Annotated in this window: 32 protein-coding genes; 15 read left to right on the top strand and 17 right to left on the bottom strand. The window is 64.4% G+C overall.

Annotation, left to right across the window (positions count from 1 at the left end):
- Window positions 1-105 precede the first annotated feature (105 nt).
- Entirely contained in the window at window positions 106-903 is a 798-nt protein-coding gene (locus Q0030_RS33805) for a thioesterase family protein (protein ID WP_298377297.1), read from the top strand.
- Here Q0030_RS33805 and Q0030_RS33800 read toward each other — a convergent pair.
- Both Q0030_RS33800 and Q0030_RS33795 read right to left on the bottom strand, forming a co-directional pair.
- Complete coding sequence (locus Q0030_RS33800; protein ID WP_298377295.1) at window positions 891-1,718, bottom strand: helix-turn-helix transcriptional regulator; 828 nt, start codon at window positions 1,716-1,718, stop codon at window positions 891-893. The genes Q0030_RS33805 and Q0030_RS33800 overlap by 13 nt on opposite strands.
- Before the next feature lie 54 nt (window positions 1,719-1,772).
- On the bottom strand, window positions 1,773-2,597 hold the full coding sequence (locus Q0030_RS33795; protein ID WP_298377292.1) for a helix-turn-helix transcriptional regulator: 825 nt from the start codon (window positions 2,595-2,597) through the stop codon (window positions 1,773-1,775).
- Between the two features lie 94 nt (window positions 2,598-2,691).
- On the opposite strand from Q0030_RS33795, the gene Q0030_RS33790 reads away from it, so the two are divergent.
- Both Q0030_RS33790 and Q0030_RS33785 read left to right on the top strand, forming a co-directional pair.
- Entirely contained in the window at window positions 2,692-2,916 is a 225-nt protein-coding gene (locus Q0030_RS33790; protein ID WP_298377290.1) for a hypothetical protein, read from the top strand.
- 32 nt (window positions 2,917-2,948) lie between these two features.
- Complete coding sequence (locus Q0030_RS33785; RefSeq protein ID WP_298377288.1) at window positions 2,949-3,347, top strand: hypothetical protein; 399 nt, start codon at window positions 2,949-2,951, stop codon at window positions 3,345-3,347.
- A 59-nt stretch (window positions 3,348-3,406) separates the two neighbouring features.
- Here Q0030_RS33785 and Q0030_RS33780 read toward each other — a convergent pair whose 3' ends face one another.
- Window positions 3,407-3,565, bottom strand: a complete 159-nt coding sequence (locus Q0030_RS33780; RefSeq protein ID WP_298377285.1) for a hypothetical protein — start codon at window positions 3,563-3,565, stop codon at window positions 3,407-3,409.
- On the bottom strand, window positions 3,562-4,023 hold the full coding sequence (locus Q0030_RS33775) for a group III truncated hemoglobin (RefSeq protein WP_298377283.1): 462 nt from the start codon (window positions 4,021-4,023) through the stop codon (window positions 3,562-3,564). The genes Q0030_RS33780 and Q0030_RS33775 overlap by 4 nt, the downstream gene beginning before the upstream one ends.
- A gap of 83 nt (window positions 4,024-4,106) precedes the next feature.
- Between Q0030_RS33775 and Q0030_RS33770 the strand changes: the two genes are divergently transcribed.
- Both Q0030_RS33770 and Q0030_RS33765 read left to right on the top strand, forming a co-directional pair.
- Window positions 4,107-4,541 (top strand): Rrf2 family transcriptional regulator, encoded by a 435-nt coding sequence (locus Q0030_RS33770; RefSeq protein WP_298377280.1) that lies wholly within the window; start codon window positions 4,107-4,109, stop codon window positions 4,539-4,541.
- Window positions 4,538-4,843 (top strand): DUF6522 family protein, encoded by a 306-nt coding sequence (locus Q0030_RS33765; RefSeq protein ID WP_298377278.1) that lies wholly within the window; start codon window positions 4,538-4,540, stop codon window positions 4,841-4,843. The genes Q0030_RS33770 and Q0030_RS33765 overlap by 4 nt, the downstream gene beginning before the upstream one ends.
- Window positions 4,844-4,958: 115 nt before the next feature.
- Here Q0030_RS33765 and Q0030_RS33760 read toward each other — a convergent pair whose 3' ends face one another.
- The 3 genes from Q0030_RS33760 to Q0030_RS33750 all read right to left on the bottom strand — a co-directional run bounded on the left by Q0030_RS33760 (window position 4,959) and on the right by Q0030_RS33750 (window position 6,519).
- Entirely contained in the window at window positions 4,959-5,174 is a 216-nt protein-coding gene (locus tag Q0030_RS33760; protein ID WP_298377276.1) for a hypothetical protein, read from the bottom strand.
- A 40-nt stretch (window positions 5,175-5,214) separates the two neighbouring features.
- Entirely contained in the window at window positions 5,215-5,421 is a 207-nt protein-coding gene (locus tag Q0030_RS33755; protein WP_298377275.1) for a hypothetical protein, read from the bottom strand.
- A 441-nt stretch (window positions 5,422-5,862) separates the two neighbouring features.
- Complete coding sequence (locus Q0030_RS33750) at window positions 5,863-6,519, bottom strand: SET domain-containing protein (protein ID WP_298377272.1); 657 nt, start codon at window positions 6,517-6,519, stop codon at window positions 5,863-5,865.
- Between the two features lie 165 nt (window positions 6,520-6,684).
- Here Q0030_RS33750 and Q0030_RS33745 point away from each other — a divergent pair, with 165 nt between their 5' ends.
- A complete protein-coding gene (locus Q0030_RS33745; RefSeq protein WP_298377269.1) occupies window positions 6,685-7,287 on the top strand; it encodes a hypothetical protein in 603 nt (200 codons plus the stop codon).
- A gap of 4 nt (window positions 7,288-7,291) precedes the next feature.
- Here Q0030_RS33745 and Q0030_RS33740 read toward each other — a convergent pair whose 3' ends face one another.
- A complete protein-coding gene (locus Q0030_RS33740) occupies window positions 7,292-8,008 on the bottom strand; it encodes a WHG domain-containing protein (RefSeq protein WP_298377266.1) in 717 nt (238 codons plus the stop codon).
- A 113-nt stretch (window positions 8,009-8,121) separates the two neighbouring features.
- On the opposite strand from Q0030_RS33740, the gene Q0030_RS33735 reads away from it, so the two are divergent.
- From Q0030_RS33735 to Q0030_RS33720, 4 genes are all read left to right on the top strand, one after another.
- Window positions 8,122-9,525, top strand: coding sequence for a carotenoid oxygenase family protein (locus tag Q0030_RS33735; protein ID WP_298377263.1), 1,404 nt, complete (start codon window positions 8,122-8,124; stop codon window positions 9,523-9,525).
- Between the two features lie 298 nt (window positions 9,526-9,823).
- Window positions 9,824-10,399: a hypothetical protein gene (locus Q0030_RS33730; protein WP_298377261.1), complete on the top strand. Its 576-nt coding sequence runs from the start codon at window positions 9,824-9,826 to the stop codon at window positions 10,397-10,399.
- A 58-nt stretch (window positions 10,400-10,457) separates the two neighbouring features.
- Window positions 10,458-11,012 carry a septation protein IspZ gene (locus Q0030_RS33725; RefSeq protein ID WP_298377260.1) on the top strand — a complete coding sequence of 185 codons (555 nt, stop codon included), beginning with the start codon at window positions 10,458-10,460 and terminating at the stop codon, window positions 11,010-11,012.
- A gap of 79 nt (window positions 11,013-11,091) precedes the next feature.
- Window positions 11,092-11,388 carry a hypothetical protein gene (locus Q0030_RS33720; protein ID WP_092115378.1) on the top strand — a complete coding sequence of 99 codons (297 nt, stop codon included), beginning with the start codon at window positions 11,092-11,094 and terminating at the stop codon, window positions 11,386-11,388.
- Window positions 11,389-11,455: 67 nt separating this feature from the next.
- On the opposite strand, the gene Q0030_RS33715 is transcribed toward Q0030_RS33720, so the two are convergent.
- Both Q0030_RS33715 and Q0030_RS33710 read right to left on the bottom strand, forming a co-directional pair.
- A complete protein-coding gene (locus tag Q0030_RS33715) occupies window positions 11,456-12,130 on the bottom strand; it encodes a DUF429 domain-containing protein (protein ID WP_298377256.1) in 675 nt (224 codons plus the stop codon).
- Window positions 12,127-13,779, bottom strand: coding sequence for a fumarate hydratase (locus Q0030_RS33710; protein ID WP_298377254.1), 1,653 nt, complete (start codon window positions 13,777-13,779; stop codon window positions 12,127-12,129). Before Q0030_RS33710 ends, Q0030_RS33715 begins: the two co-directional genes overlap by 4 nt.
- A gap of 233 nt (window positions 13,780-14,012) precedes the next feature.
- On the opposite strand from Q0030_RS33710, the gene Q0030_RS33705 reads away from it, so the two are divergent.
- Both Q0030_RS33705 and Q0030_RS33700 read left to right on the top strand, forming a co-directional pair.
- Window positions 14,013-14,330, top strand: coding sequence for a Kazal-type serine protease inhibitor family protein (locus Q0030_RS33705; protein WP_298377250.1), 318 nt, complete (start codon window positions 14,013-14,015; stop codon window positions 14,328-14,330).
- Window positions 14,331-14,468: 138 nt separating this feature from the next.
- On the top strand, window positions 14,469-14,897 hold the full coding sequence (locus Q0030_RS33700) for a hypothetical protein (RefSeq protein ID WP_298377361.1): 429 nt from the start codon (window positions 14,469-14,471) through the stop codon (window positions 14,895-14,897).
- Between the two features lie 4 nt (window positions 14,898-14,901).
- Here Q0030_RS33700 and Q0030_RS33695 read toward each other — a convergent pair whose 3' ends face one another.
- Both Q0030_RS33695 and Q0030_RS33690 read right to left on the bottom strand, forming a co-directional pair.
- Window positions 14,902-15,342: an SRPBCC domain-containing protein gene (locus Q0030_RS33695; RefSeq protein WP_298377248.1), complete on the bottom strand. Its 441-nt coding sequence runs from the start codon at window positions 15,340-15,342 to the stop codon at window positions 14,902-14,904.
- On the bottom strand, window positions 15,342-15,668 hold the full coding sequence (locus tag Q0030_RS33690) for a metalloregulator ArsR/SmtB family transcription factor (RefSeq protein WP_074130929.1): 327 nt from the start codon (window positions 15,666-15,668) through the stop codon (window positions 15,342-15,344). Before Q0030_RS33690 ends, Q0030_RS33695 begins: the two co-directional genes overlap by 1 nt.
- 156 nt (window positions 15,669-15,824) lie before the next feature.
- Between Q0030_RS33690 and Q0030_RS33685 the strand changes: the two genes are divergently transcribed.
- Together Q0030_RS33685 and Q0030_RS33680 are read left to right on the top strand one after the other, a co-directional pair.
- Entirely contained in the window at window positions 15,825-16,499 is a 675-nt protein-coding gene (locus Q0030_RS33685) for an isoprenylcysteine carboxylmethyltransferase family protein (RefSeq protein ID WP_298377244.1), read from the top strand.
- A gap of 9 nt (window positions 16,500-16,508) precedes the next feature.
- Window positions 16,509-16,868: a GFA family protein gene (locus Q0030_RS33680; RefSeq protein ID WP_298377242.1), complete on the top strand. Its 360-nt coding sequence runs from the start codon at window positions 16,509-16,511 to the stop codon at window positions 16,866-16,868.
- Window positions 16,869-16,923: 55 nt separating this feature from the next.
- On the opposite strand, the gene Q0030_RS33675 is transcribed toward Q0030_RS33680, so the two are convergent.
- On the bottom strand, window positions 16,924-17,631 hold the full coding sequence (locus Q0030_RS33675; RefSeq protein WP_298377238.1) for a glutathione S-transferase: 708 nt from the start codon (window positions 17,629-17,631) through the stop codon (window positions 16,924-16,926).
- A 153-nt stretch (window positions 17,632-17,784) separates the two neighbouring features.
- Here Q0030_RS33675 and Q0030_RS33670 point away from each other — a divergent pair, with 153 nt between their 5' ends.
- Window positions 17,785-18,189 (top strand): DUF3606 domain-containing protein, encoded by a 405-nt coding sequence (locus Q0030_RS33670; protein WP_298377359.1) that lies wholly within the window; start codon window positions 17,785-17,787, stop codon window positions 18,187-18,189.
- A 218-nt stretch (window positions 18,190-18,407) separates the two neighbouring features.
- Here Q0030_RS33670 and Q0030_RS33665 read toward each other — a convergent pair whose 3' ends face one another.
- The 4 genes from Q0030_RS33665 to flhB form a co-directional block, all read right to left on the bottom strand.
- Window positions 18,408-19,034 carry a lectin gene (locus Q0030_RS33665; protein WP_298377356.1) on the bottom strand — a complete coding sequence of 209 codons (627 nt, stop codon included), beginning with the start codon at window positions 19,032-19,034 and terminating at the stop codon, window positions 18,408-18,410.
- A 198-nt stretch (window positions 19,035-19,232) separates the two neighbouring features.
- Window positions 19,233-20,192, bottom strand: coding sequence for a Tim44-like domain-containing protein (locus Q0030_RS33660; protein WP_298377234.1), 960 nt, complete (start codon window positions 20,190-20,192; stop codon window positions 19,233-19,235).
- Between the two features lie 245 nt (window positions 20,193-20,437).
- Complete coding sequence (cckA, locus tag Q0030_RS33655) at window positions 20,438-23,017, bottom strand: cell cycle histidine kinase CckA (RefSeq protein WP_298377354.1); 2,580 nt, start codon at window positions 23,015-23,017, stop codon at window positions 20,438-20,440.
- Between the two features lie 141 nt (window positions 23,018-23,158).
- Window positions 23,159-24,232, bottom strand: a complete 1,074-nt coding sequence (gene flhB / locus Q0030_RS33650) for a flagellar biosynthesis protein FlhB (protein WP_298377232.1) — start codon at window positions 24,230-24,232, stop codon at window positions 23,159-23,161.
- Window positions 24,233-24,294: the final 62 nt, after the last annotated feature.

Genomic DNA, 24,294 nt, shown 5'->3' with positions numbered 1-24,294 from the left:
GGCGTCGGCCGCATGTCTCGCATCACATAACCTCGGCGGTTATTGTGGGAAGAACGCCCGCCTTCTAGACACCGGCTTGTCCCAACAGCCCGCAGAGACCCGCCGATGACCGCCATTTTCCTGCCAGAAGGCAATCTGTTTCGCGCCACCGAGCACGCCGGAGGGCCGTGGTCGCCGGACATGCTGCAAGGCAGCGCCACCGCCGCGCTGATGGCGCGCGAAGTCGAACGGCTGGCGCTCCGCACAGGTTTCGCGATCCGCCGCCTGACCTTCGATCTCTGGCGGCCGGCCGGCTTGCGCGCCTTCGCGGTCGAAACAGCCATGCTGCGCGATGGCCGCAAGGCCAAGACGATCCAGGTGCGTCTCCTGGACGGCGATATCGAGATCGGTCGCTGTACGGCGCTGGTGACGGCGCCAGGCGAAGAATCGCCGCGCGATCCGTTTTCGCATCCGGCAAGCCCGGACACCGCCCCCGAGGCCGGGACGCCGCCGCCGGCCTTTGCGCAGAATTGGAGCCGCTATTTCCAGAACGTCTCGGTGCGCTTGATCGAGGGCGCGCTTGAGAAGCCCGGCCCTGCCGCCGCCTGGATGCGCCTCGACGTACCGCTCGTCGCCGGTGAGCTCAACACGCCGCTCTTGCAGTCGGTGCAGGCCGCGGACTTTTCCAGCGGCGTCGCGCAGATCGTTGACATGCGCGAATGGACGTTCGTCAATCCCGAGATCAGCCTCTACTACTTCCGCCCGCCTGAGGGCGAGTGGATCCTGATCCGCTCGCGCACCCGCGTCGGGACAGGCGGAGCCGGGCTCACGACCGCGACCCTCAGCGATCGCGGAGGCCCGTTCGCCGAGGTGATGCAGGCGATGAGCTTCGAACGCCGCGCCAGATCGGCTCAAGCGTCCTGAGCCGCAAGCGCCGTCAGCACAGCCTCGGAGGCTTCGTCGGCCGGTATGAACATCTCGACGCGCATCTCTTGCAACGTCACGTCCTGCGGCGTGCCGAGCGTCAACACCGTGCCGACCAGCCCAAGCATCACTTCGCCCTTGCGTAACCGCACCTCGCACAGCGGCCCCGGCGCCGCGGTTTCGTTGAGGTGCGGCACGGGGATATCGGGGAGTTTCAAGAGTTTGCGCCAGGTCGATTGCAACGCGAGGTCGAGCGGTGCCGCCATTGCCTCGTGACGCGCCCGCGCCAGCAGCGCCGCAGCGAGATTCGACCAGTTCTCGACGTAGGGACGCAGCTCGTCCGGCGACAAAAACATCCTCATGTGATTGAGCGGCCGCTGCATGCGCACCGGACCAAGCAGCATCGTCATCAGGCGCGCTGCCGCACGATTGGCCACGATCACGTTCCACTGCCGGTCGGTCACGATGGCCGGAAACGGCTCGTGCCGGCGCAACAGCAGGTCGATCGCGCGCCTGGCGTCGGCGATCTCAGGCGCCGCCAGATCATGCTCGCCATATTGCCGTGCAAAGCCGCCGGCCTCGAGCAACGCATTGCGATCGCGCAGCGCGAGGCCGAGCGCTGCGGCAAGCTGCAGCAGGATGCCCCTGCTCGCGACGGCCTTGCCAGTTTCGACGAAGCTCAGATGCTTGATCGAGATGCCGGCCTCGAAGGCGAGGTCGGCCTGGCTCATGGCGCGTCGCCCGCGCCAATCACGGAGGAGGTCGCCGACGGGATGAGGTCGTGCGCCGCGGGCCGGGCTCGAATGGGTGTTCATGAGCGGATTATGCAGCCGGGCGGCTCCGGCTGCAAAGCTCGCGTATCGGTTCGTTCAGCCCAGAGCGCTGGCCATCTGCCGCATCCGCTCGGCGGTCAGCTCGTCGGCCGGGAAGAAGGTCTCCAGCGCCAGTTCCTGCAGCGTGATGTCGACCGGCGTGCCGAACACCATGGTGGTCGAGATGAAGCTCAGGATCTCGCCATTGAGACGGAGCTTGAAGGGCAGCGCGACGTTGTTGTCGGGGGTGATCGGGGCCGACCGCGCCGGGATCGGATAGGACTTCAGGTCCTGATAAAGCTTGAGCAGCTCCGGATCAGCCGTTGCCTCGCACTGCCGATGCAGCCGCTCCAGGAGATGCGCTGCCCATTCCGCCAGGTTCACGGTGCGCGGCGCGAGGCCCTCCGGGTGGAAGGCCAGCCGCAGGATGTTGAAGGGCTGGCCGAGCAGCCGCTGCGGCACGCCGTCGAGCAGCGGCGCCACCATGCGGTTGGCGGAGACCAGATTCCAGTGCCGGTCATAGGCCAGCGCCGGATTGGGCTCGTGTGCCTTCAGCACCAAATTGATCGCCTCGCGCGCCGATTTCAGCGCAGGATCTTCCAGCGAGCGTTGCGGGAATGCGGGCGCGAACCCCGCGGCGACCAGCAGCACGTTGCGTTCGCGTAAGGGCACGTCGAGGCGCTCCGCCAGTTTGAGGACCATGTCGCGTGACGGCGCCGAGCGGCCGGTCTCGACGAAGCTCAAATGCCGCGCCGAGATCTCGGCATCGACAGCGAGGTCGAGCTGGCTGAGATGGCGGCGCTGCCGCCATTCGCGCAGGTGCTCGCCGATCAGGACGGGTTTTGCGGGCTCGGCCCGCGCCAGGGATGCATGTGCGTTCATGGTGCAAAACCTACCATGCGAAATTCGCCCGTTCCATTACGCCTGAGGTAATCGAATTGGCGCGCGGGCCGGCTCATCTTCCACGGCACAGGAGATGACCATGCTGATGCTGTCCCTTATCCGCGCCTTCGCCGTCCTGATCCCGTGGCTGGTCCATCTGGCCACCTGGCTGGTCGCGCGCTCGCTCAACATGCCCCAGCCGATCGTGCACGACACCGGCATGTTCGTGTTCGCGCAGGTCTATGCGGTCGAGATGAGGGTCGGCAAGGCACTGTGTCCGCTCCGGCTGTGGCGCCAGCTGCAGTCCCTGTTCTGCTGACCACCCCCGTCCCAACCAGAGGAGACCCTTCCATGATCCATTCGTCCCAGCTGCTGCGCCGCGCCCTGCTTGCCGATGCCGTGTTCAGTGGCGTATCGGCCATCGCGATGGTGCTCGACATCGGCGCGCTGGCCTCGCTGCTCGGCCTGCCGGAAGCGCTGCTGCGCGAGACCGGGCTGTTCCTGATCGCCTACACCGCGCTGGTCGGCTGGCTCGGCGCGCGAACCTCGCTGCCGAAAGGACCCGTGATCCTGGTGGTCGCCGGCAACGCCGCCTGGACGCTTGCAAGCATCGCGCTGCTGCTCTCGGGCGCAGTGTCGCCGAACCTGCTCGGGACCATCGTGATCCTCGCCCAAGCGATCGCCACCGGCGTGTTCGCCGAGCTGCAATATGTCGGCCTGCGCCGGAGCGGCGAGACGGTCGCGGCGTAAGCCGAATACAGCACGCCATGAACGGCCGTCGCGACAAACGCGGCGGCCGTTCTCTTCTGTCAGCTCAGAACCACCGCGACAATCATGCCGGCGAAGGTCAGCGCGAGGCCAATGATCAGCATCGGCACCAGGCTGCTGCCGGAAAGCGGATCGGCCTGATCCTGTTGAAACCAAGCACCGTCGATGGCACGCGCGATCGCTTTCGCCCTGTTCCTCATTGCACTGCTCCTGCTGCACTTCGCCTGTAACGTTCGCCAACCCCAAGCATCACGCCCTGCCCGCTGGCGACGCCCATCTCGAGGCTCGAGGCGATGCGCCGCGCGCGCTCGATGAAATGAAGCGCTGCAACGGGCGGACACAGTTCATGCGCCGTCGCCTCGAACAGTTCGAGCCAACGGTCGAAATGGGCGGCGTCGACCGGCAGCGGCATGTGCTTGACCATCGGCGTGCCGTGATAGCGCCCGGTCATCAGCGCGACCGACGACCAGAACGCGCACATCTGGGCCAGGTGCGGCTCCCAATTGCCGATCCTGGCCTCGAACACCGGCCCGATCATCGGGTCGTTGCGGACCTTGGCGTAGAAGGCGTGCACGAGGCGCTCGATCATGGCCTCGGTGATCCCGGTCCGCGCGACAATCTCGGCGGTGATCTGCTCGCGGCGCTCTGCTCCTGTCATGCCTCACATCCTAAATAGGTATTTTAAATGCCTATTTAGACTGCTATAGTGGATCCGCCAAGTGCTGATTTCGAAGGGCTTCCATGCGCCTGACATCGTTCACGGATTTTGCGCTGCGCGCGCTGATGCGGCTGGCCGGCGAGCCGGACCGCTCATTCGCGACCAGCGAGATCGCGGCCGAGTTCGGCATTTCCCGCAATCATCTTGCCAAGGTGGTGCGCGACCTCGCCGAGGCCGGCTTCATCGCGACCCAGCGCGGCGCCGGCGGCGGATTTTCGCTAGCCCGCGCCCCACAGGCGATCACGCTCGGCGAGGTGGTGCGCGCGCTCGAAGGTGGCAGCGCGCTGGTGGAATGTTTTAGAGATGATGGCGGCGATTGCGTGCTGCTGCCACGTTGCCGCCTGAAGGCGAGGCTCGCGGCGGCCCGCGAGGCCTTCATGCGCGAACTCGACGGAACCACGCTCGCCGAATGCGCCTACCTCGCGCGTCCGGCGCGTCATCCTGCAAGGGCATCATGACGACGATCGCATTCACTGACAGCACGTTCGAGGTCGATGCCGATATCGTCGCCGACGGCCTCGGCATCACTGTGCCGCTGCTACAGGACCAAATGCGATCCGGCAAAATCACGACGCTGTCGGAACGCGGGGTCGACAACGATGCCGGTCGACATCGGTTGACCTTCTTCTCGGAACACCGCCGTTTCCGCCTTGTCATCGACGAGCGCGGCACTATCCTTCAACGCTCGACGCTCGATTTCGGCGACGCCCCGCTGCCCGCATCGGCGCGCAGGCCCGGCGGCTGGGGCGTGCACTTGTAGGGGCGCAGAGGTCAGGAACCTCGTGCTTCGGGCGTGTACCCATCATAACCCGCGCCGCAGTCAGGACGCGTATGAGGTCCACTGTGCCCCTGATGGCGGAGCGGACCTCAATGCTTCAATGCGTCTTCTTGCGGGGATCATCGGCCGGATCGATGTAGTCGATGCCTCCTGGGCCGGTGAATTGAATCTGGAGGATCGCCTCCTCGTTTTCCGTCCAAACATAATGAGCGTGCCTCGCCGGCATCATCTCCAAGGCTCCCGCCTTGACCATCTCGCCTTTGGTAGGGTCAAACTTTTCGCCCATGCCCCAGCCGACGCTACCGCTGATCACCGTGACGGTCTCGGCATAGGGATGAGTGTGCGGCGGAACTTTATAGTTGGGAGGAAGCTTGACGCTGAACCACCACGCTGCCGGCTTTCGTTGGATCACCTGCCAGGAGTGCGACCTGGCCACCCTTCGGAACGTTCGGGTTGTCCTTCCACGTCAGAGCATCTGGTTTGACGATGGTCCCGGCATCTTGCGCCAGCGCCGAACCCGCCAGTGCGATCAAGGCTGCCAAAGTCAGAAGCTTTTTCATGAGGTCCTCCCTACGATGATTGCTCCATTTTTCAGAGTGCTACTGCTTGCAAGATGATCACTGCCCAATCCCCAAGCGAGCACCTCTCGCTTCACGGCAGCTCGCGATAGCCTACGCGACGCCGCCGTGGCACCAAAGGGAGCAAAAGAGTGATGTCGGGTCAGGGTCCCGAGCGGTAATGCTCTGGCTGATCGTAAGATTTCGCTTGGCGGTCCGAAGCTGACGTCTGCGCCTTTATGGGTAGAGGTCCTGCTCACAGCATTGCCGGCTTTGCCCCCGATCGGAAGTCGATGGGCCCAATTTGGCCGTCCATCGTTGGGACGTATAGCAGCCAATCGCCGGACCGGATGCCTCGCGGGTCAGTGCCTCGGCGCGAGGCGACGTAGTCGATCTCGCCGCGCAAGACGTTATGAGTACACGCCCCGATTCCGGAGCGCGGCGTCAGGCTTGGAGCACCCGCGCGGCGACTCGCTTCGGGGCGGCAGCCTTCCTGCCGGCAGCCTTGACGAGAGAATGACCGTTCAGTTGCGTGCCGTTCAGCTTGCCGTTTGCCTTGGCGCCGTTCGTCTTCTTTGCCCTGGCTTTGGCCCGTTGCTCGGCGAGCTTCTCGGCCTCGCGCTTGGCCTTCCGCTCGGCCCTTTCCTTCAGCCGCAGCCGCTCCGCCCTCGCCTCTGCGCGCTTCTTCTTGCGCTTTTTCTCGCAGGCATCGCACTTGCAGCCGATCGGCTTCAGATAGGCTTTGAAATAGTCGGTTCCGTAATCGTAGTTGATCTCGTCGCCCGGCTCGATGTCCTTGATGGCGCGGATGAACACCTTGCGCTTGCGCGGCTTGACGTCGGATTCCGCGTTCGGCCTGCAGGCGTGGTTGATGTAGCGGGCGACGTTCTCGCGGATCGAGCCGTCGATGGTCCATCGGTTGGTGAGCTCGAACAGATATTTGTTCTCGATCGCGTCCTCATCCTTCTTCTTCGAGTCGAGCAACGGCCCGAAATAACGGATGATCTTGGTGCCTTTCTTGATCGGCTTGGTGGCGAAAAGGCCAAGGCCAGTACGGGAACGGCCGACGCGATAGGGCTTTTGCGATAATGATGCGGGCATGACGATCGAGGCTAAGGCACGCAAGGTGCACGCGACAGAAATTGCGAAGCCGCCCTTCTAGGACGATTCCGCGCGCCTGTCAGGTGTTTCCCGCGTGTCTGTTGAACCTTCCCCAGATTGCATATGTCAGACACAAAGTAACGTCCGGATCGCAGGTTTCCCCCGATGAAATACCTTGCTTTTGCAACAATCGTTGTGGCGCTCGCCAGCGCAAATCCTGGTCAGGCTGGCGCCCAAACGATCAGCAGCTTCTATACATCGACCGCACCGAAGGCCTGCCGGATGATCGGCAAGCCCAACGAGGACGACGGTAGCAGCACGAGGGTCTGCCCGGGGAAATCCGGCCTTGTCGTGCTGATCAACGAGGGCGATCTGCGCGAAGTGGTCTCGGTCGGCCGAAATCGCGCGGCGGCAGCCAGGGAACCGGCGGCCCAAGCCTGGTTCGGCCCGTTCAGCTCGACCGGCGATACGGTCGAATGGCGCGCCGCCGGCAGCAAACCCTTCGCGATCATCCAGCGCTGGCAGATCGCCGACAACAGCGAGCAGGACAAGCGCGGCGGCCCGGTCTCACGGGCGATGCTCGCCGTGACGCGGCTGCCGCCCGGCGAGGTCTGTCACGTCGCCTATGTCGACGTCGCCGCCAACCCCAACGCCAATGAGCTGGCGCGGCAGGCCGCCGACGATTTCGCCCGCGACTTCAAATGCGGCGCGGACCAGGTGAAGATGATCGGACAAAGCGGCCGCTCGACGTTGCTCGTGACGCGCTAGCACGTCAGCACGGCTTCATATTGCCCTTCAGCATCGCCTCGAACAGCACGTCGAGCGTGCTGCCCTGTGGCATCCGGTTCAGCACGTCGGTCAAGCGTCCATCGAGCAGCAGCATCGTGAAGCCATGGACCAGCGACCAGGCGCGCACGATGGCCGCGGCCTGATCGAGCGACAGCGCCCTCTCCTGGATCTGCTCGTGACGGCTCTCGCCGATCGAACCGGCGAGCCCGGCAAACGACGTGTTGGCCGCCTCATGCAGCGAGGGCCTCGACATATCGAGCCGCTCGGTCCGGAACATCAGGCCGTACATGCCGGGATGCGCCTGCGCATAGGCGACATAGGCCTTGGCGCGCGCCAGCCCCTTCTCGATCGCGGTGGCGCCGCTGGCGCCGGCCGAGATCATCGCCGCGTTGAACTGGCGAAAGCCGATCGCGGCAAGCTCGCTGACGAGGCCGGTGAGATCGCCGAAATGATGCGTGGGTGCGGCGTGCGACACGCCAGCCTCGCGCGCCACCGCACGTAGCGTCAGCCCCGCCAGTCCGTCGCGCTCGAGCACGCGCTCGGCGGCCTTGAGCAGCGCCTCGTGCAGATCACCATGATGATACGGCGTGTCATTGGCCCGGCGTCGCGGCGCCGGACGATCCGCGGCAGCACGCGCAATCTGGCGCCTCGGAGCCCGTGCCGGGCGAGCCGCCTTGTTTTCTTTGGATAATCTTGCCATCCGGCCCTTATATGTCGCAATTTTTACACTGTAAAGATTTTGCTTGACGATCGATGGCGTCATCCCTACTGATATCTTTACGATGTAAAGATCATAATGCAGGGAGATGCGGAATGCTCGACCAGGTCACATCCAACACGGCGCGAACCAATCTGGCGCCGATCCCGTTTGAAGCCGATGCGCCGTTCCTCAAGATCACAGGCGAATTGCCGCGCGAGCTGAACGGCACGCTCTACCGCAACGGCCCCAATCCGCAGTTCAATGTACCGGGCGCGCACTGGTTCGTCGGCGACGGCATGCTGCACGCCTTCCATCTCGAGAACGGCCGCGCCAGCTATCGCAATCGCTGGGTCCGCACCCCAAAATGGCAGGCCGAGCACGACGCCGGCCGCGCGCTGTTTGGCGGCTTCGGCCGCAAGCTGCCTGATGCGCCCGAAACGACCATCACCGACAGCGGCGTCGCCAACACCAACATCATCTTCCACGCCGGCCGCCTGCTCGCGCTTGAGGAGGGCCATCTGCCGACCGAGATCGAGCCCGGCACGCTCAATCGCCTTGGCTATTGCGACTACAAGGGCGCGATCTCAGGCCCCTTCACCGCGCATCCCAAGATCGATCCGGTCACCGGCGAGATGGTGTTCTTCGGCTACAACGCCGCCGGTCCTCTGACGCCGGCGCTGTCGTATGGCGCGGTCAATTCATCCGGCGTGGTGACGCGGTTCGAACGCTTCGAGGCGCCCTATGCCAGCATGGTGCACGACTTCATCGTCACCGAGAACCACGTGCTGTTTCCGATCCTGCCCATCACCGGCAGCATGGAACGCGCGATGCGCGGCAAGCCGCCCTACGCCTGGGAGCCGGGAAAAGGCGCCTATGTCGGCGTCATGAAGCGCAACGGCTCAGCCAACGATCTGGTCTGGTTCCGCGCCGAGAACTGTTATGTCTTCCACGTCATGAACGCATGGGAAGACGGCAACCGCATCATCGCCGACGTAATGCAGTACGAGGAGCCGCCGCTGTTCACCCACCCCGACGGCTCGCCGACGGATGAGAAGAAATCGAGCGCCCGGCTATGCCGCTGGAGCTTTGATCTGGCCGGGAATACCGACAGCTTCACCCAAACCTATCTCAACGATCTGACCGGCGAATTCCCGCGGATCGACGACCGCCGCGCCGGTCTCAGGAATAGCCACGGTTGGCACGCAAGCACCGACCCTGACGTGCCGCTGGCCGGCGCGCTGTCAGGCATCGTGCATGTCGACGGCGCGGGCAAGCGGCTCGGCAAATACCTCTTGCCCGCCGGCGACACGATCTCCGAGCCTGTCTTCGTCGAGCGCGGCTCGGGCGCCGCCGAGGGCGACGGCTGGCTGCTCGCCGCGGTCTGGCGGGCCCGCGAGAATCGCAGCGACCTCGCCGTCTTCAACGCCACCGACGTCGAGGCTGGCCCAACCGCGCTGGTCCATCTCGGCCACCGTGTGCCCGACGGATTCCATGGCAATTGGGTGGGGGCGGAGTAACTGCGCATCACTCCAGGCGTGAGAATACCCAGTCTCTCCACTCGTCATGCCCGGGCTTGTCCCGGGCATCCACGTCTTTGTTGGTTCTTGAAGGAAAGGCGTGAATGGCCGGGACAAGCCCGGCCATGACGGCTGGCGATATAAGACACGACCCACGATCGCTTAAGTATCAATCTGAATTCACTCACTTTATTGAGATCGCATCACGATTTTGACACTGTAAAGATTTCGCTTGACGCTCCTTCTGCCCGCCTCTAGGCTATCTTTACGATGTAAAGATCGGCCTTCGAGGCTCCCAATGACGATCTTCCTGATCCTCGCCCCTTACGGCGCCTTCGCCACTCTGATGCTGGTGACCTCGGCTACCGTGAGTTTACTCGCTGCCGCGCTGATCTGCCTTGGCGTCATCGCGTTCGACATCGCGCGCGGCCGCAGCATCAAGATCCTCGGCGTCGGTTCGGTGATCGTGTTCACCGCGGTCGGCTTCTATCTCACCTTCGTCGATGCGACGCCAAGCGCAATCGCGGTGAAGATCGCCGTCGATGCCGGCATCCTGCTGGTGTCGTTCGCCTCGATCCTGATCGGCCGTCCCTTCACGCGGCAATATGCGCTCGAGCAGGTCGATGCCGAGACCGCGAAGCAGCCGGGCTTCCTCACAGCCAACTACCTGATCACCGGAGCCTGGACCGCCGCGACGCTGTTGATGTTGATCGGCAACATCGCGGTGCTCTATGTACCGGCCCTGCCGCTGTGGACCGGCCTCTTGATCGCCTTCGCCGCGCGCAACGCCGCGGTGTGCTTCACCCGCTGGTATCCGCAATATCGCGCGGCCAAATACGGGACGCCGCCGGCTGGCGCGCTGCCGTCACGCTAGACGCTGCAACAACAACATCACAGCGATCATCCTGCCCGAGGAAACGGAAGCCACGACGATGAAGAGCGTATTTGCCAGGCTCGCGAGCGACTTCCTCTCCACCATCGTGTTCCTGGTGGTCTATCTCGCCACCGACAATGTCCTGATCGCCACCGCTGTCGCGATCGTGGGTGCGATTGCGCAAGTGGTCTATGCGCGTATGAAGGGACAGACGCTCGGCTACATGACCTGGGCGAGCCTTGGACTGGTGATCGTGCTTGGCGGCGCGACGCTGCTCACCAACGATCCGCGCTTCGTGCTGGCGAAGCCCGCGATCGGCCACATCGCGATCGGCACGATCATGCTCAAGCGCGGCTGGATGCTGCGCTATCTGCCGCCGATCGTGACCGAGACCATTCCGGAATACGCCACCCTCGCCGGCTACGCCTGGGCCGGGCTGATGTTCATCCTCGCCGCCGGCACCATCGCGATCGCGGCGACCGGCGACATGAAGCTGTGGGCGCTCTACGTGTCGGTGGTGCTGGTCGGCGCCAAGATCGCCGCGTTCGCGATCCAGTACGTCGCTTTCCGCTTCCTGGTCAGCAACCGGCTGCGCGCCGCCGCCCGCGCCTGATCGCCGCAGCCGCGAACTAGGCGCGCGCGCCAAGATAGGCTATACCCGCGCACGCTTTTTTACCGGAGGGGAGACATCAATGGCGGTGGACGGAAACTGGAATTTGACCATGACGACGCCGATGGGCGAGCGCAAGGCGACCTTGTCGCTGGCGAGTTCGGGCGGCACGCTCACCGGCACGCAGGGCGCCGAGGGCAACTCCACCGAAATCTTCGACGGCACCGTGAACGGCGACAGCGTCGCCTGGAAGGTCTCCATCACCAATCCGATGCCGCTGACGCTCGAATTCTCCGGCACGGTCGCAGGCGACGGCATCTCCGGCGAGATGGGCATCGGCCCGATGGGCAGCTTCCCCTTCACCGGCACGCGGGCGTAACCGCTCCAGCTTTTGTTTTGACGCGTTTTCTTCACGCGAACCGGTGTCCACTTCGCTCGAAAACGCTCTAGAACCAGATCTGCATCGGCAGATCGTGTCCATCCAGCGGCTGCGGTCCCCCGGGAACGCAGCCGCTTGGTTCATGGGCGGCGAGCGCCACCGCGCAGGCATCCAGCACATCGTCACGCTTCGCGCCGGTGCCGATCCGCGTCTCGGTGAGCCAGCGATCGATCTCGCGAAAGCCTGATCGCTTCAGCAGCCTGCGGCGGAGCGTATCGCCCTCTTCCGACTTCTTGCGCGGCAACGGCTCGCCGCCGTTCAGCCGCAGGAACACCAGCTCGGGATGCACCTCGCGGATGTCGCGCGCGGCATTCGCACAGACGAACGCGTCGACCTCCATGATCTTGTTGCCGAGATGCCAGAGCTGGCGCGAGACGCGGGTCTGACCGCGCCGCAGGGCTTCACGGTTCGCCGCATCCGGATCGTCAAATTCCTGCCACAGCCAGCGCCGCGCCCCGGTGAAGACGCGCGAGGTGTGCGGGCGCAGCCGCTCGCGGGCCAGACGATCGCAATCGCGCTCGCCGTCATCGGTCATTCCGATCGGGATATCGACCCCGGCGCGATCGAACGGCCCCGCCAGCGCGTCCGCAATGTTTCTATGAATGGAAAGCGTCCGCTGGTCGCCGTCGATGGTGACGGCGACCCAGCCTTTGGAGAATCCGTCGAGGCCTGTCGCCCTCAACCCAGATTCAATTCCTTGAAGAAGTCGTTGCCCTTGTCATCGATGATGATGAAGGCCGGGAAGTCGACCACCTCGATGCGCCAGATCGCTTCCATGCCGAGTTCGGGATACTCGACCACCTCGACCTTCTTGATGCAGTGCTCGGCGAGGTTCGCCGCCGCGCCGCCGATCGAGCCGAGATAGAAGCCGCCGTGCTTCTTGCAGGCCTCGCGTACCGCGACCGCGCGGTTGCCCTTGGCGACCATCACCATCGATCCGCCCGCGGCCTGGAACTGGTCGACGAAGGAATCCATGCGGCCCGCGGTGGTCGGGCCGAACGCGCCGGAGGCGTAACCGTCGGGCGTCTTGGCGGGACCCGCGTAGTACACCGGATGGTTCTTGAAATAATCCGGCAGCGGCTCGCCCTTCTCCAGCCGCTCGCGCAGCTTGGCGTGGGCGGAGTCGCGCGCCACGATCATGGTGCCGGTCATCGAGACGCGGGTCTTGATCGGATATTGCGACAACGTCGCGAGGATATCCTTCATCGGCTGGTTGAGGTCGATCTTGACGACATCGCCGCCGAGCGACTGCTCGACCGCGGGCAGATACTGCGCCGGATTATGCTCGAGCTCCTCGAGATAGACACCGTCCTTGGTGATCTTGCCGAGCACCTGGCGGTCCGCCGAGCATGACACGCCGAGGCCGATCGGCAGCGAGGCGCCGTGGCGCGGCATCCGGATCACGCGCACGTCGTGGCAGAAATACTTGCCGCCGAACTGCGCGCCTACACCCAAGCTTTGCGTCATCTTGAGGATTTCCTGCTCCATCTCGAGATCGCGGAATGCGTTGCCGTCGGCCGAGCCGTGGGTCGGCAGCGCGTCGAGATAGCGCGCGGAAGCAAGCTTCACGGTCTTCATGCAGAGCTCGGCCGAGGTGCCGCCGATCACGATAGCGAGGTGATACGGCGGACAGGCCGCGGTGCCGAGCGTCAGCACCTTCTCCTTCAGGAACGCAAGCAGCCGGTCCCTGGTCAGCACCGAGGGCGTCGCCTGGAAGAGGAAACTCTTGTTGGCCGAGCCGCCGCCCTTGGCCATGAACATGAACTTGTAGGCATCGTCGCCCTCGGCGTAGATCTCGCACTGCGCCGGCATGTTGTTGGCGGTGTTCTTCTCCTCATACATCGACAGCGGCGCGACCTGCGAGTAGCGCAGATTGCGGCGCAGATAGGCATCGCGCGCGCCTTCGGACAGCGCGGCCTCGTCGTCGCCATCGGTGATGACGTTGCAGCCCTTCTTGCCCATGATGATCGCGGTGCCGGTGTCCTGGCACATCGGCAGCACGCCGCCGGCGGCGATGTTGGCGTTCTTCAGGAAGTCGAAGGCGACGAACTTGTCGTTGTCGCTGGCTTCCTTGTCCTCGAGGATCGAGCGCAGCTGCTTCAAATGGCCCGGCCGCAGATAGTGGTTGATGTCGCCGAAGGCGGCCTCGGACAGCGCCCGCAGCGCCTCACGCGACACCACCAGCATGTCCTTGCCCAGCACCTTCTCGACCCGGACGCCCTCGCTCGTCACCTTCTTGTAGGGCGTGGTGTCGGCACCCAGCGGGAAGAGCGGGGTGTGCTTGTAGGGCGGAACCGGCTTCTGGTCGGGGAAGGCAGAGGGGGCGTTCATGAGCTGCTCTTTGGGCTTGCAGGTCGGGTTCGTAAGGCCGGTCCGGCCGTGCGGCCGCCGGAATGTAGAGCCGTTCTAAGCCTTTTTCGGACAAAGGAAAGGGAAGCCGGCCGCCTTCCAGCCATGCGCGGGACCGGCAATCCATGTGCTATCTTTTATCCCTCCGTAATCTCTGGTTGCCACAACGCTTCAGCGATCCGCGAAACCACCAAGGAAGCCATCAGGAGACCATCATGAAGACAGCGCTTTTCGTCTGGTTCGCGGCGCTGGCCTTGTTGATCGCGGTCCCGACCGGCGCCGATGCGGCTCGCCTCGGCAAGTCGTGCGGCGGCCTTGCCGGCGTTCAATGCAGCCGTGGCGGCCAGTTCTGCCAGTTCAAGCCGGGACAATGCGGCCGTGCAGACCAGACCGGCACCTGCGCGTTCCGGCCGACGATCTGCAACAAGATCTTCAAGCCCGTCTGCGGCTGCGACGGCAAGACCTATGGCAATGATTGCGAACGCCGCGCCGCCGGAGCCTCCAAGGCGCAGGACGGCAAGTGCGCATCCTGACGGACCGGCCATATTGACGCGCTGCGCGGGAGCCTGCATGTAGCTTCGCGTATTTTCATACCGCGGGGGTATTTCGTGACAGCACCGTTGCGCCGACGCTCTCCCTTGAGCATCCGCTCTATCCTGCCGGCCGCGCTGATGGCGTTGGCCACGGCCTTCACTGCCGCGCCTGCGCATGCCGATCCCTGCGAGGACATCGCAAAGCAGCTCGCCGGCCAGATCGACGGGCTGAAGGTCAATTTCAGCGCCGCCAACATCACATACCTCACACACCCGGCGGCGAAGGAATTGTCGCTCGGCTGCCGCGGCAAGGATTATTCGATCGAGCTCTTTGCCAAGACCGATCGCAAGATGAAGCCCGAGTTCTTCAACCTGGTCGGCTCCGCCACCGCGCTGGTCTTCACCGTACCGAAGGATGACGCCACCACCGGCACCTCGCGCTGCCTGAAGCGCATGGGCATCCTGCGCGGCAACACCATCACGATGCGCTATCGCCGCCTCAATCTCGAGTGCACGCGCAACAAGACCGACGCCTCGATCACGGTCCGGCGCGGCAAGAACGAGTGATCGGTCAGGCTTCCGCGGCGACCCGACCGATCGCATCGACGATCTTGCCCCAGCCCGGGCTCATCATGTCGAAGGCGTAGCGGTTGCCGGGGAAGACGAAGCCGTCATGCACCATGCGGACCTGCGTGCCGCCCTCGACCGGCGTCAGCGTCCAGGTGACGACCGAGTCGAGCTTCGAGCCGAATTTCGGATTGGTGTCGGCGCCGCCCTTCCAGGAATAGCGCAGCAGGCGCGGCGGATCGCAATCCAGCACCTCACAATGCACGACACCGTCCCAGTCGCCGATCGGCCGGGTGCGGAAATTGAAGTGGTGCCCGACGCTCGGCTGAAAATCGTTCGGCATCAGCCATTTCATCAGCAATTCGCTCGTGGTCAGCGTCCGCCAGATCTTGTCGGCGGCATAAGGCAGCACCTTCTCGACCGTGATCGCGTGCGTCTCACCCATCACTCACTCTCCTTCAACAGCCGTTCCAGATTTGCGAAGCGCTCGGCCCAGAATGTCTCGTAATGGCCGAGCCAGTCGATCAGCGGGCTGAGTCCCTTCGGCGCGACGCGATAATGGATATGCCGGCCCTCGCGCCGCTCCGCGACGAGCCCAGCATCGCGCAGCGCGCGCAGATGCTGCGACACCGCCGGCTGCGACACCTTGGAGCCCTGCACCAGCCCGGTCGCGGCGATCTCCCCTTCGCGAATGATCCGCTCGAACACCGCCCGCCGCGTCGGGTCCGCGAGGGTCTTGAGCACATTGGTCAACTGCATGGCGGTGGTCATGGCGATATATAAGCAATTGCTTATACGATTGTCAACGCAGAGACAAGGCGGTGGCGGTGCAGGAACACGTCGCCCGCTCCGAAAGTTGATGATTGCGGTCGCATGTTTGCCGGAAAAAGAGTGCGATAATCGCGGCTGGAATCACGGAGCCGGCCGATGATCGCAAAGCTCCTCTTGCAGAACACCTTCTTCGTCATCGCCATGGCCGCGCTGCTGTTTGCCTTCGCCGGCACGCTGCACTGGCCCGGCGCGTGGGCCTATCTGATGGCCTCGGCGCTGATCGGCCCGGCCTGCGGGCTGTGGCTGGCCAAGGTCGATCCCGGCCTGCTGGCCGAGCGCATGCGGCTCACCACACGCGAGGGCCAGCCCGCCGAGGACAAGCGCTTCATGCTGGTGTTCCTTGTCATTGCCGTGCTGTGGTTCGTCGCAATGGGCCTCGATCGCCGGTTTGGCGGCGCCAATGCCGGCGTGTCGCTGATCGTGCTCGGCCTCGTGCTGTATCTGATCTCGACCGTGCTGATCCTGTGGGTGTTCCGCACCAATTCGTTCGCCGCGCCGGTCGTGAAGGTACAGACCGAGCGCGACCATCACGTGATCTCGACCGGGCCGTACGCACTGGTGCGCCATCCGATGTATGCGAGCGTGATGCTGTTCTTCATCGGTGTGCCGCTGACGCTCGGCTCCTGGTGGGGCCTTGCCTTCGTGCCGGTGTTCTTCGCGATGTTCGCGTTCCGCACCGGGATCGAGGAGCGCACGCTGATGGCGGGATTGTCAGGCTATGCCGATTACGCGGCACGGGTGCGCTATCGCCTCGTTCCCGGACTGTGGTGAGGGACCATCATGGCAGAGAGCAAGACCTACACCGGCGGTTGCCACTGCGGCCAGGTGCGTTTCGAATGCACCACCGACATGGCCATGGTGACCGCCTGCAACTGCTCGATCTGCACCAAGAAGGGCCTGCACTTCGTATTCATGCCGCCATCGAGCTTCCAGCTCCGCGCCGGCGCGGAGAATTTGAAGGAATATCTGTTCAACCGCCATGCGATCCGTCACCAGCTCTGCGTCGATTGCGGCGTCGACGTGTTCGCGCGCGGCAAGAAACCCGATGGCGCCGACATCGTGGCGCTCAATGTCAACTGCATCGACGGCATCGACCTGTCGAAGATCGCGATGACGCCGGTGGACGGGCGGAACAGGTGACTGCGAAGCAATCATTCCGGGGCGATGCGCAGCATCGAACTCGGAATGACAGTGCTTAGATATCCAGCGCCTTGTAGCACCGGAAAATCCCCTCCTCGTTGAACGGAATCCGCCGCGCGCTGGCGAGATACGCCTTGATGTTCGGCCGCTCGGCGATCCGGTCGCGCAGCGCGATCAGGCGCGGGACCTTCTTCTCGAATGCCGCCATCCGTTTCGGAAACGCATAGCGCAGGCCTTCCACGATCTGGAACAGCGACAGGTCGGCGTAGGTCAGCCGGCGTCCGGTGACGAAGCCGCCGCCATTGGCCTGCACAAGATCCTCGAAATAGCCGAGATATTTCGGCACCCGCGATTTCCAGAACTCTTCCGTGCGCTTCTTCGCCGGCGCCTTCTGGTCCTCATAATACAGCGACGGCCCGAGCGGATGATGGGTGTCGTGGATCTCCAGCACGAAGTCCGCAATCGTCAGCTGCAGCTGGTGCACCCAGAGCTTTCCCGCCTCCGCCTTTGGCGCTAGGCCATGGCGCGCGCCGAGATAGAGCAGGATGTTGGCGGTCTGCCCGATCACGAGTTGGCCCGCCTTGAGGAACGGCGGCGCAAAGGGCGGGGTGCCCTTGTGCGCGTCCATCATCTTCATCATGGCGCCCGTGCCGCCCTTGCCGCGCGCGACATCGGTATAATCAGCGCCCGCATCCTCGAGCGCGAGGCGGACATATTCGCCGCGGCCCTGGATCATCGGCCAGTAGTAAAGCTGATAGTGCATGCACTTATCTCCAAAAACTTCACCGCATCACTTCGATTCACGGCGATCGTAGCCGCGCCGCGGTCAGATCGTCCACCGCGCACGGCTCGCCTGTCCGAACCGTGCGGAGACTGCTAAGGTTACAACATCAAGTCTTCGATGAAGGATCAACTTATGGCGGACAACAAGAAGAAGCGGCGCGCACAAGATCGTGCTCTGATCGCGTTGAGCGAGTCCTACGAAGTTGCGTACTGGTCCAAGAAGTTCAAGGTCACGCCGGCAAAGCTCAAGGCCGCCGTCAAGAAAGTCGGGCATTCCGCCAAGAAGGTCGAAGCTCACTTCAAGGAACAGCGGCACATGGCCGCCGATCGCGCGCGAATCGCGATCAGCGAGCCCTACGAGGTCCGCTACTGGTCGAAGAAGTTCAAGGTGACCCCTGCCCGCCTCAGGGCCGCGGTGGCCGAGGTCGGACATTCCTCGAAGAAGGTCGAGGCCCATTTCGCGAAGAAGAAGACCGCGAAGAAAAAGAAGACTGCGAAGAAGACCGCCAAGAAGGCCGGCAAGCGCAAGAAGAGCTGAGCGCGGCCGCAGCGCAATGAGCGGCGGTTATTGGTGTCCCGCCGTACTATCCCGCGTCATTGCGAGCCAACGGGTCGGCGCGAAGCGCCGCCCGATGACAGGCTCCGCGAAGCAATCCATCGCGCGGCATACGCGGAAAGATGGATTGCTTCGTCGCTATCGCTCCTCGCAATGACGGGAACATGAACTCACGGGCTCCGCCCCATTCGCCGCTCCCCTCAATTCGCCGCGAAGCAGTACAACAGGCCGTCGCCGCCGGTGCTCTTTAGATCGGCCTGCGAGCAACCGCCATCCGGGCCGCGCGAGGGATGCGACGTATTCCAGGATTTTGACGGCTCGTCATCGCGCAGGCCCTTGCGGTCGAAATGCCCGACCATCGCGGCGCCTTGCGTGCTGCTTGTCCAGTTCCTGCAGGTGCGGTCCTCACCGGCCGCAAACGCCGTACCATCGGCCTGCGATCCCGTCAGCACGTCGTGGCGGTTCGGCGTGTCGCCGGCACCGTTGATGACGTCGCCCTTCTCGGACAGCGCGGTCTGCTTGGTGAGATTGTTGCCGGCGCTGTGCAGATCGGCGACGTCCTTGGCGACCACGACGCCCTTCACATTCTTCCACGGGCCCTTGCCGATGCGATCGCGCGCATTCACGGCTGGCTTGCCGTCGGCCGCCTGGGTCGAGAGATAGGCGCGCCATGTCTTCGGCGCACCGAAACCCGCGGCCTGTGCCAGGGTCTGGCAATGATTGTCAGCGCCGGCGAGGCCGCCAAGATTGCCGCCATTGCCGATGCCGTTGCTGGTGACGAAGAAGCTGGTGTCGGCGGTCTGCGCCGCTGCCGGCGGCGCGGCCATGACGACGAACGCAAGGCAGGCTGGAACCGCGATACGCGCAGTGAACTTCATTTCATCCTCCCGATGGTTGTTATGGTCCGCTGACATCAACCCGCGGCCTGTCCGGATATTCCGGCGCGGCGACACGAGAATGAAGCCCACAAAAAAGCGCCGCGGTTGATGCCGCGGCGCCTTGTACTTGTCGTGACCGGTAATCGGTCAGTTGGTCTGCTGGATCGCCGAGAGCTCCCAATTGCCGCCGCGCTGGCGCACGAAGGTCCAGACCTCGGTGACCTCCTCCGGCTGCCCGCCGCTGACCTGACGGCCGGTGCCGCGCTCCAGCATGGTGTCGACCAGCGAGTAGCGCATTGCGACCGTCGCATATTCGCTGTCGCCTTCACGCCAAGCTTCCGCCAGATCGCCTTGCAAGAGCTTCACATTGGACGTCTTGTTGGTGACGTTGCGCGCCTTGTTCTCCTCGAGATCCTTCGAGAAGTACGACACCATTTCCGGCGTCGCGAGCGTGTGCAGCTTGGCGATGTCCTCGTTCGACCATGCGGCCTGGATGTCGCCGAGCAGTCGCTCGAACGTCTCGTAGTCACCGGGTGCGATCTCGACCGGCGCGTTCGAGCCGCCGCCGAGGCCAAAGCCGAAGCCCGAACGGGCGTTCGCCTGCGGACCGGGCCCGACGTCGGGACCACCCGCGTAGGCGGCGGCCTGCGTATTGCGCCGCTGCCACCATGACATCGCGAGCCGGACCACCAGCACGATCAGACCGACCTGCAGCAGCAGGCCGAGCATCGACGACAGGCCGCCGAGGCCGGAGAACAGGCCGCCGCCGAACAGCATGCCGAACAGGCCGGCGCCAAGGAAGCCCGCGGCCAGGCCGCCGAGCAGGCCGCGACCCATTCCGCCGCGGCCGAACAGGCCGCCGGAATTCGCCGCCGCCGGCGAGCCCATGCTCGGGCTACCAGGCTGGCTGAAGGTACGGTTCATCGGAGCAACCGAGCCCGGCGCAGTGCTGGTCGAGGGCGGCGCGGAGAATGTCCGCGAGCCGCGCGAGCCGCCGCCACCGACGCGAGCGTCGGCCGCCGAAACGGTCATCATCACGGGCAGCGCCAGCGCCATCGCGACGGCGATCGCCCGGACAATTCCACGCGTGCGTTGCGAGAAATTCATGTTGGTTTCCTCAAAGGATTCCCCGGCATGGGGAAACGCCCCTAACATGGGCAGAGCCAGTTAAAAGTGAAGCGGGAAACGGGAACCGCGGCTGCGGCCCTCGGTCGCGGCGATGTGACACCATGGGCCTTGCGGGCGCGACAGTGCGTCCTAGCGCGATATGCGGTTCAGGTTCAACCGCGACCGCATTGCAACATGGCCTCTGCCCTTCGGGAGCGAAGGGGTAGCGTAGCTCGTCGCCCGGCCTAATTCGCCGTCATGGTTTCCTTCACCGCGGCGACCAGCTGCGTCAGCGTGAACGGCTTCGGCAGGAACGCGAATTGCTGGTTCTCCGGCAGGCTCTTCTCGAACGCGTCTTCGGCATAGCCGGAGACGAAGATGATCTTCAGCTCCGCATTGCGGCTACGCATTTCCTTCAGCAGCGTCGGCCCGTCCATCTCCGGCATCACGACGTCGGAGACAACGAGATCGACCTTGCCGTTGTTCTCCTCGAACGCCTCCAGCGCCTCGACGCCGTTCGCCGCCTCGATCACGCTGTAGCCGCGCGAACGCAGCCCACGTGCATTGAGCGAGCGCAGGCCGTCCTCGTCCTCGACCAGCAGGATGGTGCCCTGCCCGGTGAGATCCGGCTTCGGCTTGGCAGCTTCTGCGGTCGCGGTCTCCTTTGCCGCGCCGTTGCCGGCATGCGCCTCCGGCGCAGCCTCCTGCTCCTGGCGATGCCGCGGCAAATAGATCCGGAACGTGGTGCCGCCGCCGGGCACGGAATCGACATAGACGAAGCCACCGGTCTGCTTGACGATGCCGTAGACCGTCGACAGGCCGAGGCCGGTGCCCTTGCCGACTTCCTTGGTCGAGAAGAACGGCTCGAAGATCTTGTCGATGATCTCGTGCGGAATGCCGGTGCCGGTGTCCGAAATCTCGATCTTCACATAGTCCGCCGCCGGCATGCCCTTGTTGGCGAGCTGGGCGGCTTCCTCGGTCGGCACATTGACGGTGCGGATGATCAGCTTGCCGCCGTCGGGCATCGCGTCGCGCGCGTTCACCGCGAGATTGACCACCACCTGCTCGAACTGCGAGACGTCGACCTTGACCGGCCACAGATCGCGGCCGTGCACGAGGTCGAGCTTGACCTTCTCGCCGATCAGCCGGCGCAGCAGCATGGTGAGGTCGCTCAATGCGTCGCCGAGATCGAGCACCTGCGGCCGCAGCGTCTGGCGGCGCGAGAACGCAAGCAGTTGCCGCACCAGCGTCGCGGCGCGGGTCGCGTTCTGCTTGATCTGCATGATGTCCTGGAACGACGGGTCGGTCGGCTTGTGCGCGTTCAGCAGGAAGTCGTTCGCCATCATGATGGCCGACAGCACGTTGTTGAAATCGTGCGCGATGCCGCCGGCGAGCTGGCCGACCATCTCCATCTTCTGCGATTGGTTGATCTGGTTTTCCAGCGCGCGCCGCTCGGTGATCTCGAGCATGTAGACGATCGCGGTTTCCGCGTCGCGCTCGTCCTTCTCCACGGTGGTGACGAAGAACTGGGCGAAGCGCTCCTTGGGCCCGTCGAGCATCACCTCGACCGGCGCGATATCGCCCTGGCCTTCGGCAGCCTGGTTGATCGCGGCGATCAACAGGCCGCGGTCGCGCGGATTGACCGCACGGAAGATCGACTTGGCCGCACCACCGTCGCCGTTCAGCCCCTGCGCCAGCTTGGCATAGCGCGCATTGGCGCCGACCACGTTGCCGCCGCGATCGACGGTCGCGATCGCCATCGGCGTATGGTCGAAGAAGCGCATGAAGCGCACCTCGGCGGCGCGCTCCGGATCGGAATGCTCGTCGCGGGCACGGCTGATCACCAGGGTGCGCGAGGCGCCTGCCGCGCCGTCGGCGCCGAAAGCGAGCTTGTGATAGAGCCGCACCGGCACGGTCTTGCCGCCGCGCATCCGCAGGTCGATGTCGAACACCTCGGTCTTGACCTCGCCGGGCACCGCCGCGATCGAGGTCAGCAGCGCCGCGCCGTCGCCCGAGACGATGTCGGTCAGCTTCAGGCCGCCCGAGCCGATCTCGGCGAGATCGTAGTCCAGCCAGTTGGCCAGCGTGGCGTTGATATAGGCGATTTCGCCGGCCGGATTGACCGAGAAGAAGCCGCACGGCGCATGATCGAGATATTCGATCGCGTGCCGCAGCTCCTGGAACACGTCTTCCTGGCGCTCGCGGTCGCGGGTGACGTCGGCGATCGACCACACCGCATATTTCCCGTCGCGCTTACCCTCGCCGAGGGGGCGCACCCTGAGCCGCAGCCAGCGGCCCTGTCCACCACCTTGCCCGGCCTCGTGCCCGGCGACACGGACCTCCTCCTGCTGCCGCTTGCCCTCGCGCGCCGCCTTCAGGAGCCGGAACACCGCCTCGGAGACGTCGGGGTTGCCGATGAAGACGCGTTCGACGGGACGGACGTCCTGCGGGCCGGCCGCGCCGGTCAGCGTGAGATAGGCGGCGTTGGAATAGACCACGTGGCCGCGGGAGTCGGTGACGACGAGCCCTTCATGGGCGTGATCGGCGATCCGGCCCATCACCGGGTCGTCGCTCGTGCGGTCGGAGAAGCGGATGATGCCGGCGGCAAGGGCGAACAGGTTGAACAGCCCGACGGTGGCGAGCAGCGCCAGCACAAAGAGGATATAGGGCTGCGCCTGGGTACGGCCGATGGTCATGAGCCAGACGGCCACCGCGACGATGCCGGTGGCGATCAGGAGCACCAGCAGGATACTGCCGCTCCGCCGCGCCGGCCCGTGGGCCACGAACGGCTCAGTCGCGGGAGGATCGTTGCTATCGGCTGTCATCTGGAGAGACATGGCTCGTCTGCATCACGAAGGCGACCGGCCGGCCACCTCGCCCCTGAGTGCCTGAATCGGACCCGAAAACGCAAGTCCATCAGGCGGCTAATTCGCAAGTTACGCGCATTTCAAGCGGTTTTCCGCCCCTTACTGGCGCAGGCCGGACAGGCCGCGCCTCAGCCGCATCACGTAGCCGATGATTTCGGCAACCGCATGGTAGTGCTCGACCGGGATTTCCTTGTCGATTTCGACGGTCGCATAGAGCGCCCGGGCCAGCGGCACGTTCTCCACGATCGGAATGTCGTGCTCCTTGGCGATCTCCCTGATCTTGAAGGCGAGGTTGTCGACGCCCTTGGCGACGCAGACCGGCGCCGACATGCTGCGGTCGTAGGCCAGCGCCACCGAATAGTGGGTCGGGTTGGTGATGATCACCGAGGCCTTCGGAACCTGGGCCATCATGCGCTTCTTGGCGCGCTGGACCCGCAACTGCTTGATCCTGCCCTTGACGTGCGGGTCGCCTTCCGACTGCTTGAACTCCTCCTTCATCTCCTGCAGCGACATCTTGTGACGCTCGTACCAGGTCCGGTACTGGAAGAAGTAGTCGGCGATCGCGACGGCAGCCAGGATGGCGACCACCGCCGCCAGCAGGTGCACCGTCATGCCGGTGATGGCGGGCAGCAATTCGGCCGGATCGACCCGCAGGAACGATTCCATCCGCATCCGGTCGGGCCACAGCACCATGACCATCACGACGCCGAGCGCGATCAGCTTGAACAGACCCTTCAGGAAGTTCGCCACCGCCTGCTTGCCGAACAGCCGCTTGAAGCCGGCCGCCGGCGAGATCTTGGAGAATTTCGGCTTGAGCTGTTCGCCCGACCACACCAGCTGATGCTGGATCATGTTGCCCGCGATCGCAGCCAGCGCCAGCATCAGGAACGGCACGCCGATCGCGGCGACCACGGCGTAGCCCAGCGTCTGGGTCAGCTGAAGCAGGCCTGCACCGTCGGTGCGGATCATCCATGAATTGGCGATCAGATTGCGCAGCGGCATCAAGATGCCGCCGCCGATCGAGCCGGAGAAGGTCGACAGCACCAGCGTGGCGCCGGCGATGACGAACCAGGTGTTGACCTCCTGGCTCTTGACGACGTCGCCTTTCTCAAGGGCGTCATCGAGACGTTTTTGCGTAGGGTCTTCTGTTTTGTCTTCGGTATCGTCGGCCATCTCTGCTCCCTAGACCATGATGCGACTTGATCGCATCATGGTCTGCGGTCCCTATTTTTGAC

Origin of the sequence: uncultured Bradyrhizobium sp. (assembly GCF_947648125.1) — a bacterium.
Lineage (GTDB): Bacteria > Pseudomonadota > Alphaproteobacteria > Rhizobiales > Xanthobacteraceae > Bradyrhizobium.
The sequence above is the reverse complement of the archived record's forward strand: the minus strand, read 5'-3'. Positions and strand labels throughout refer to the sequence as shown.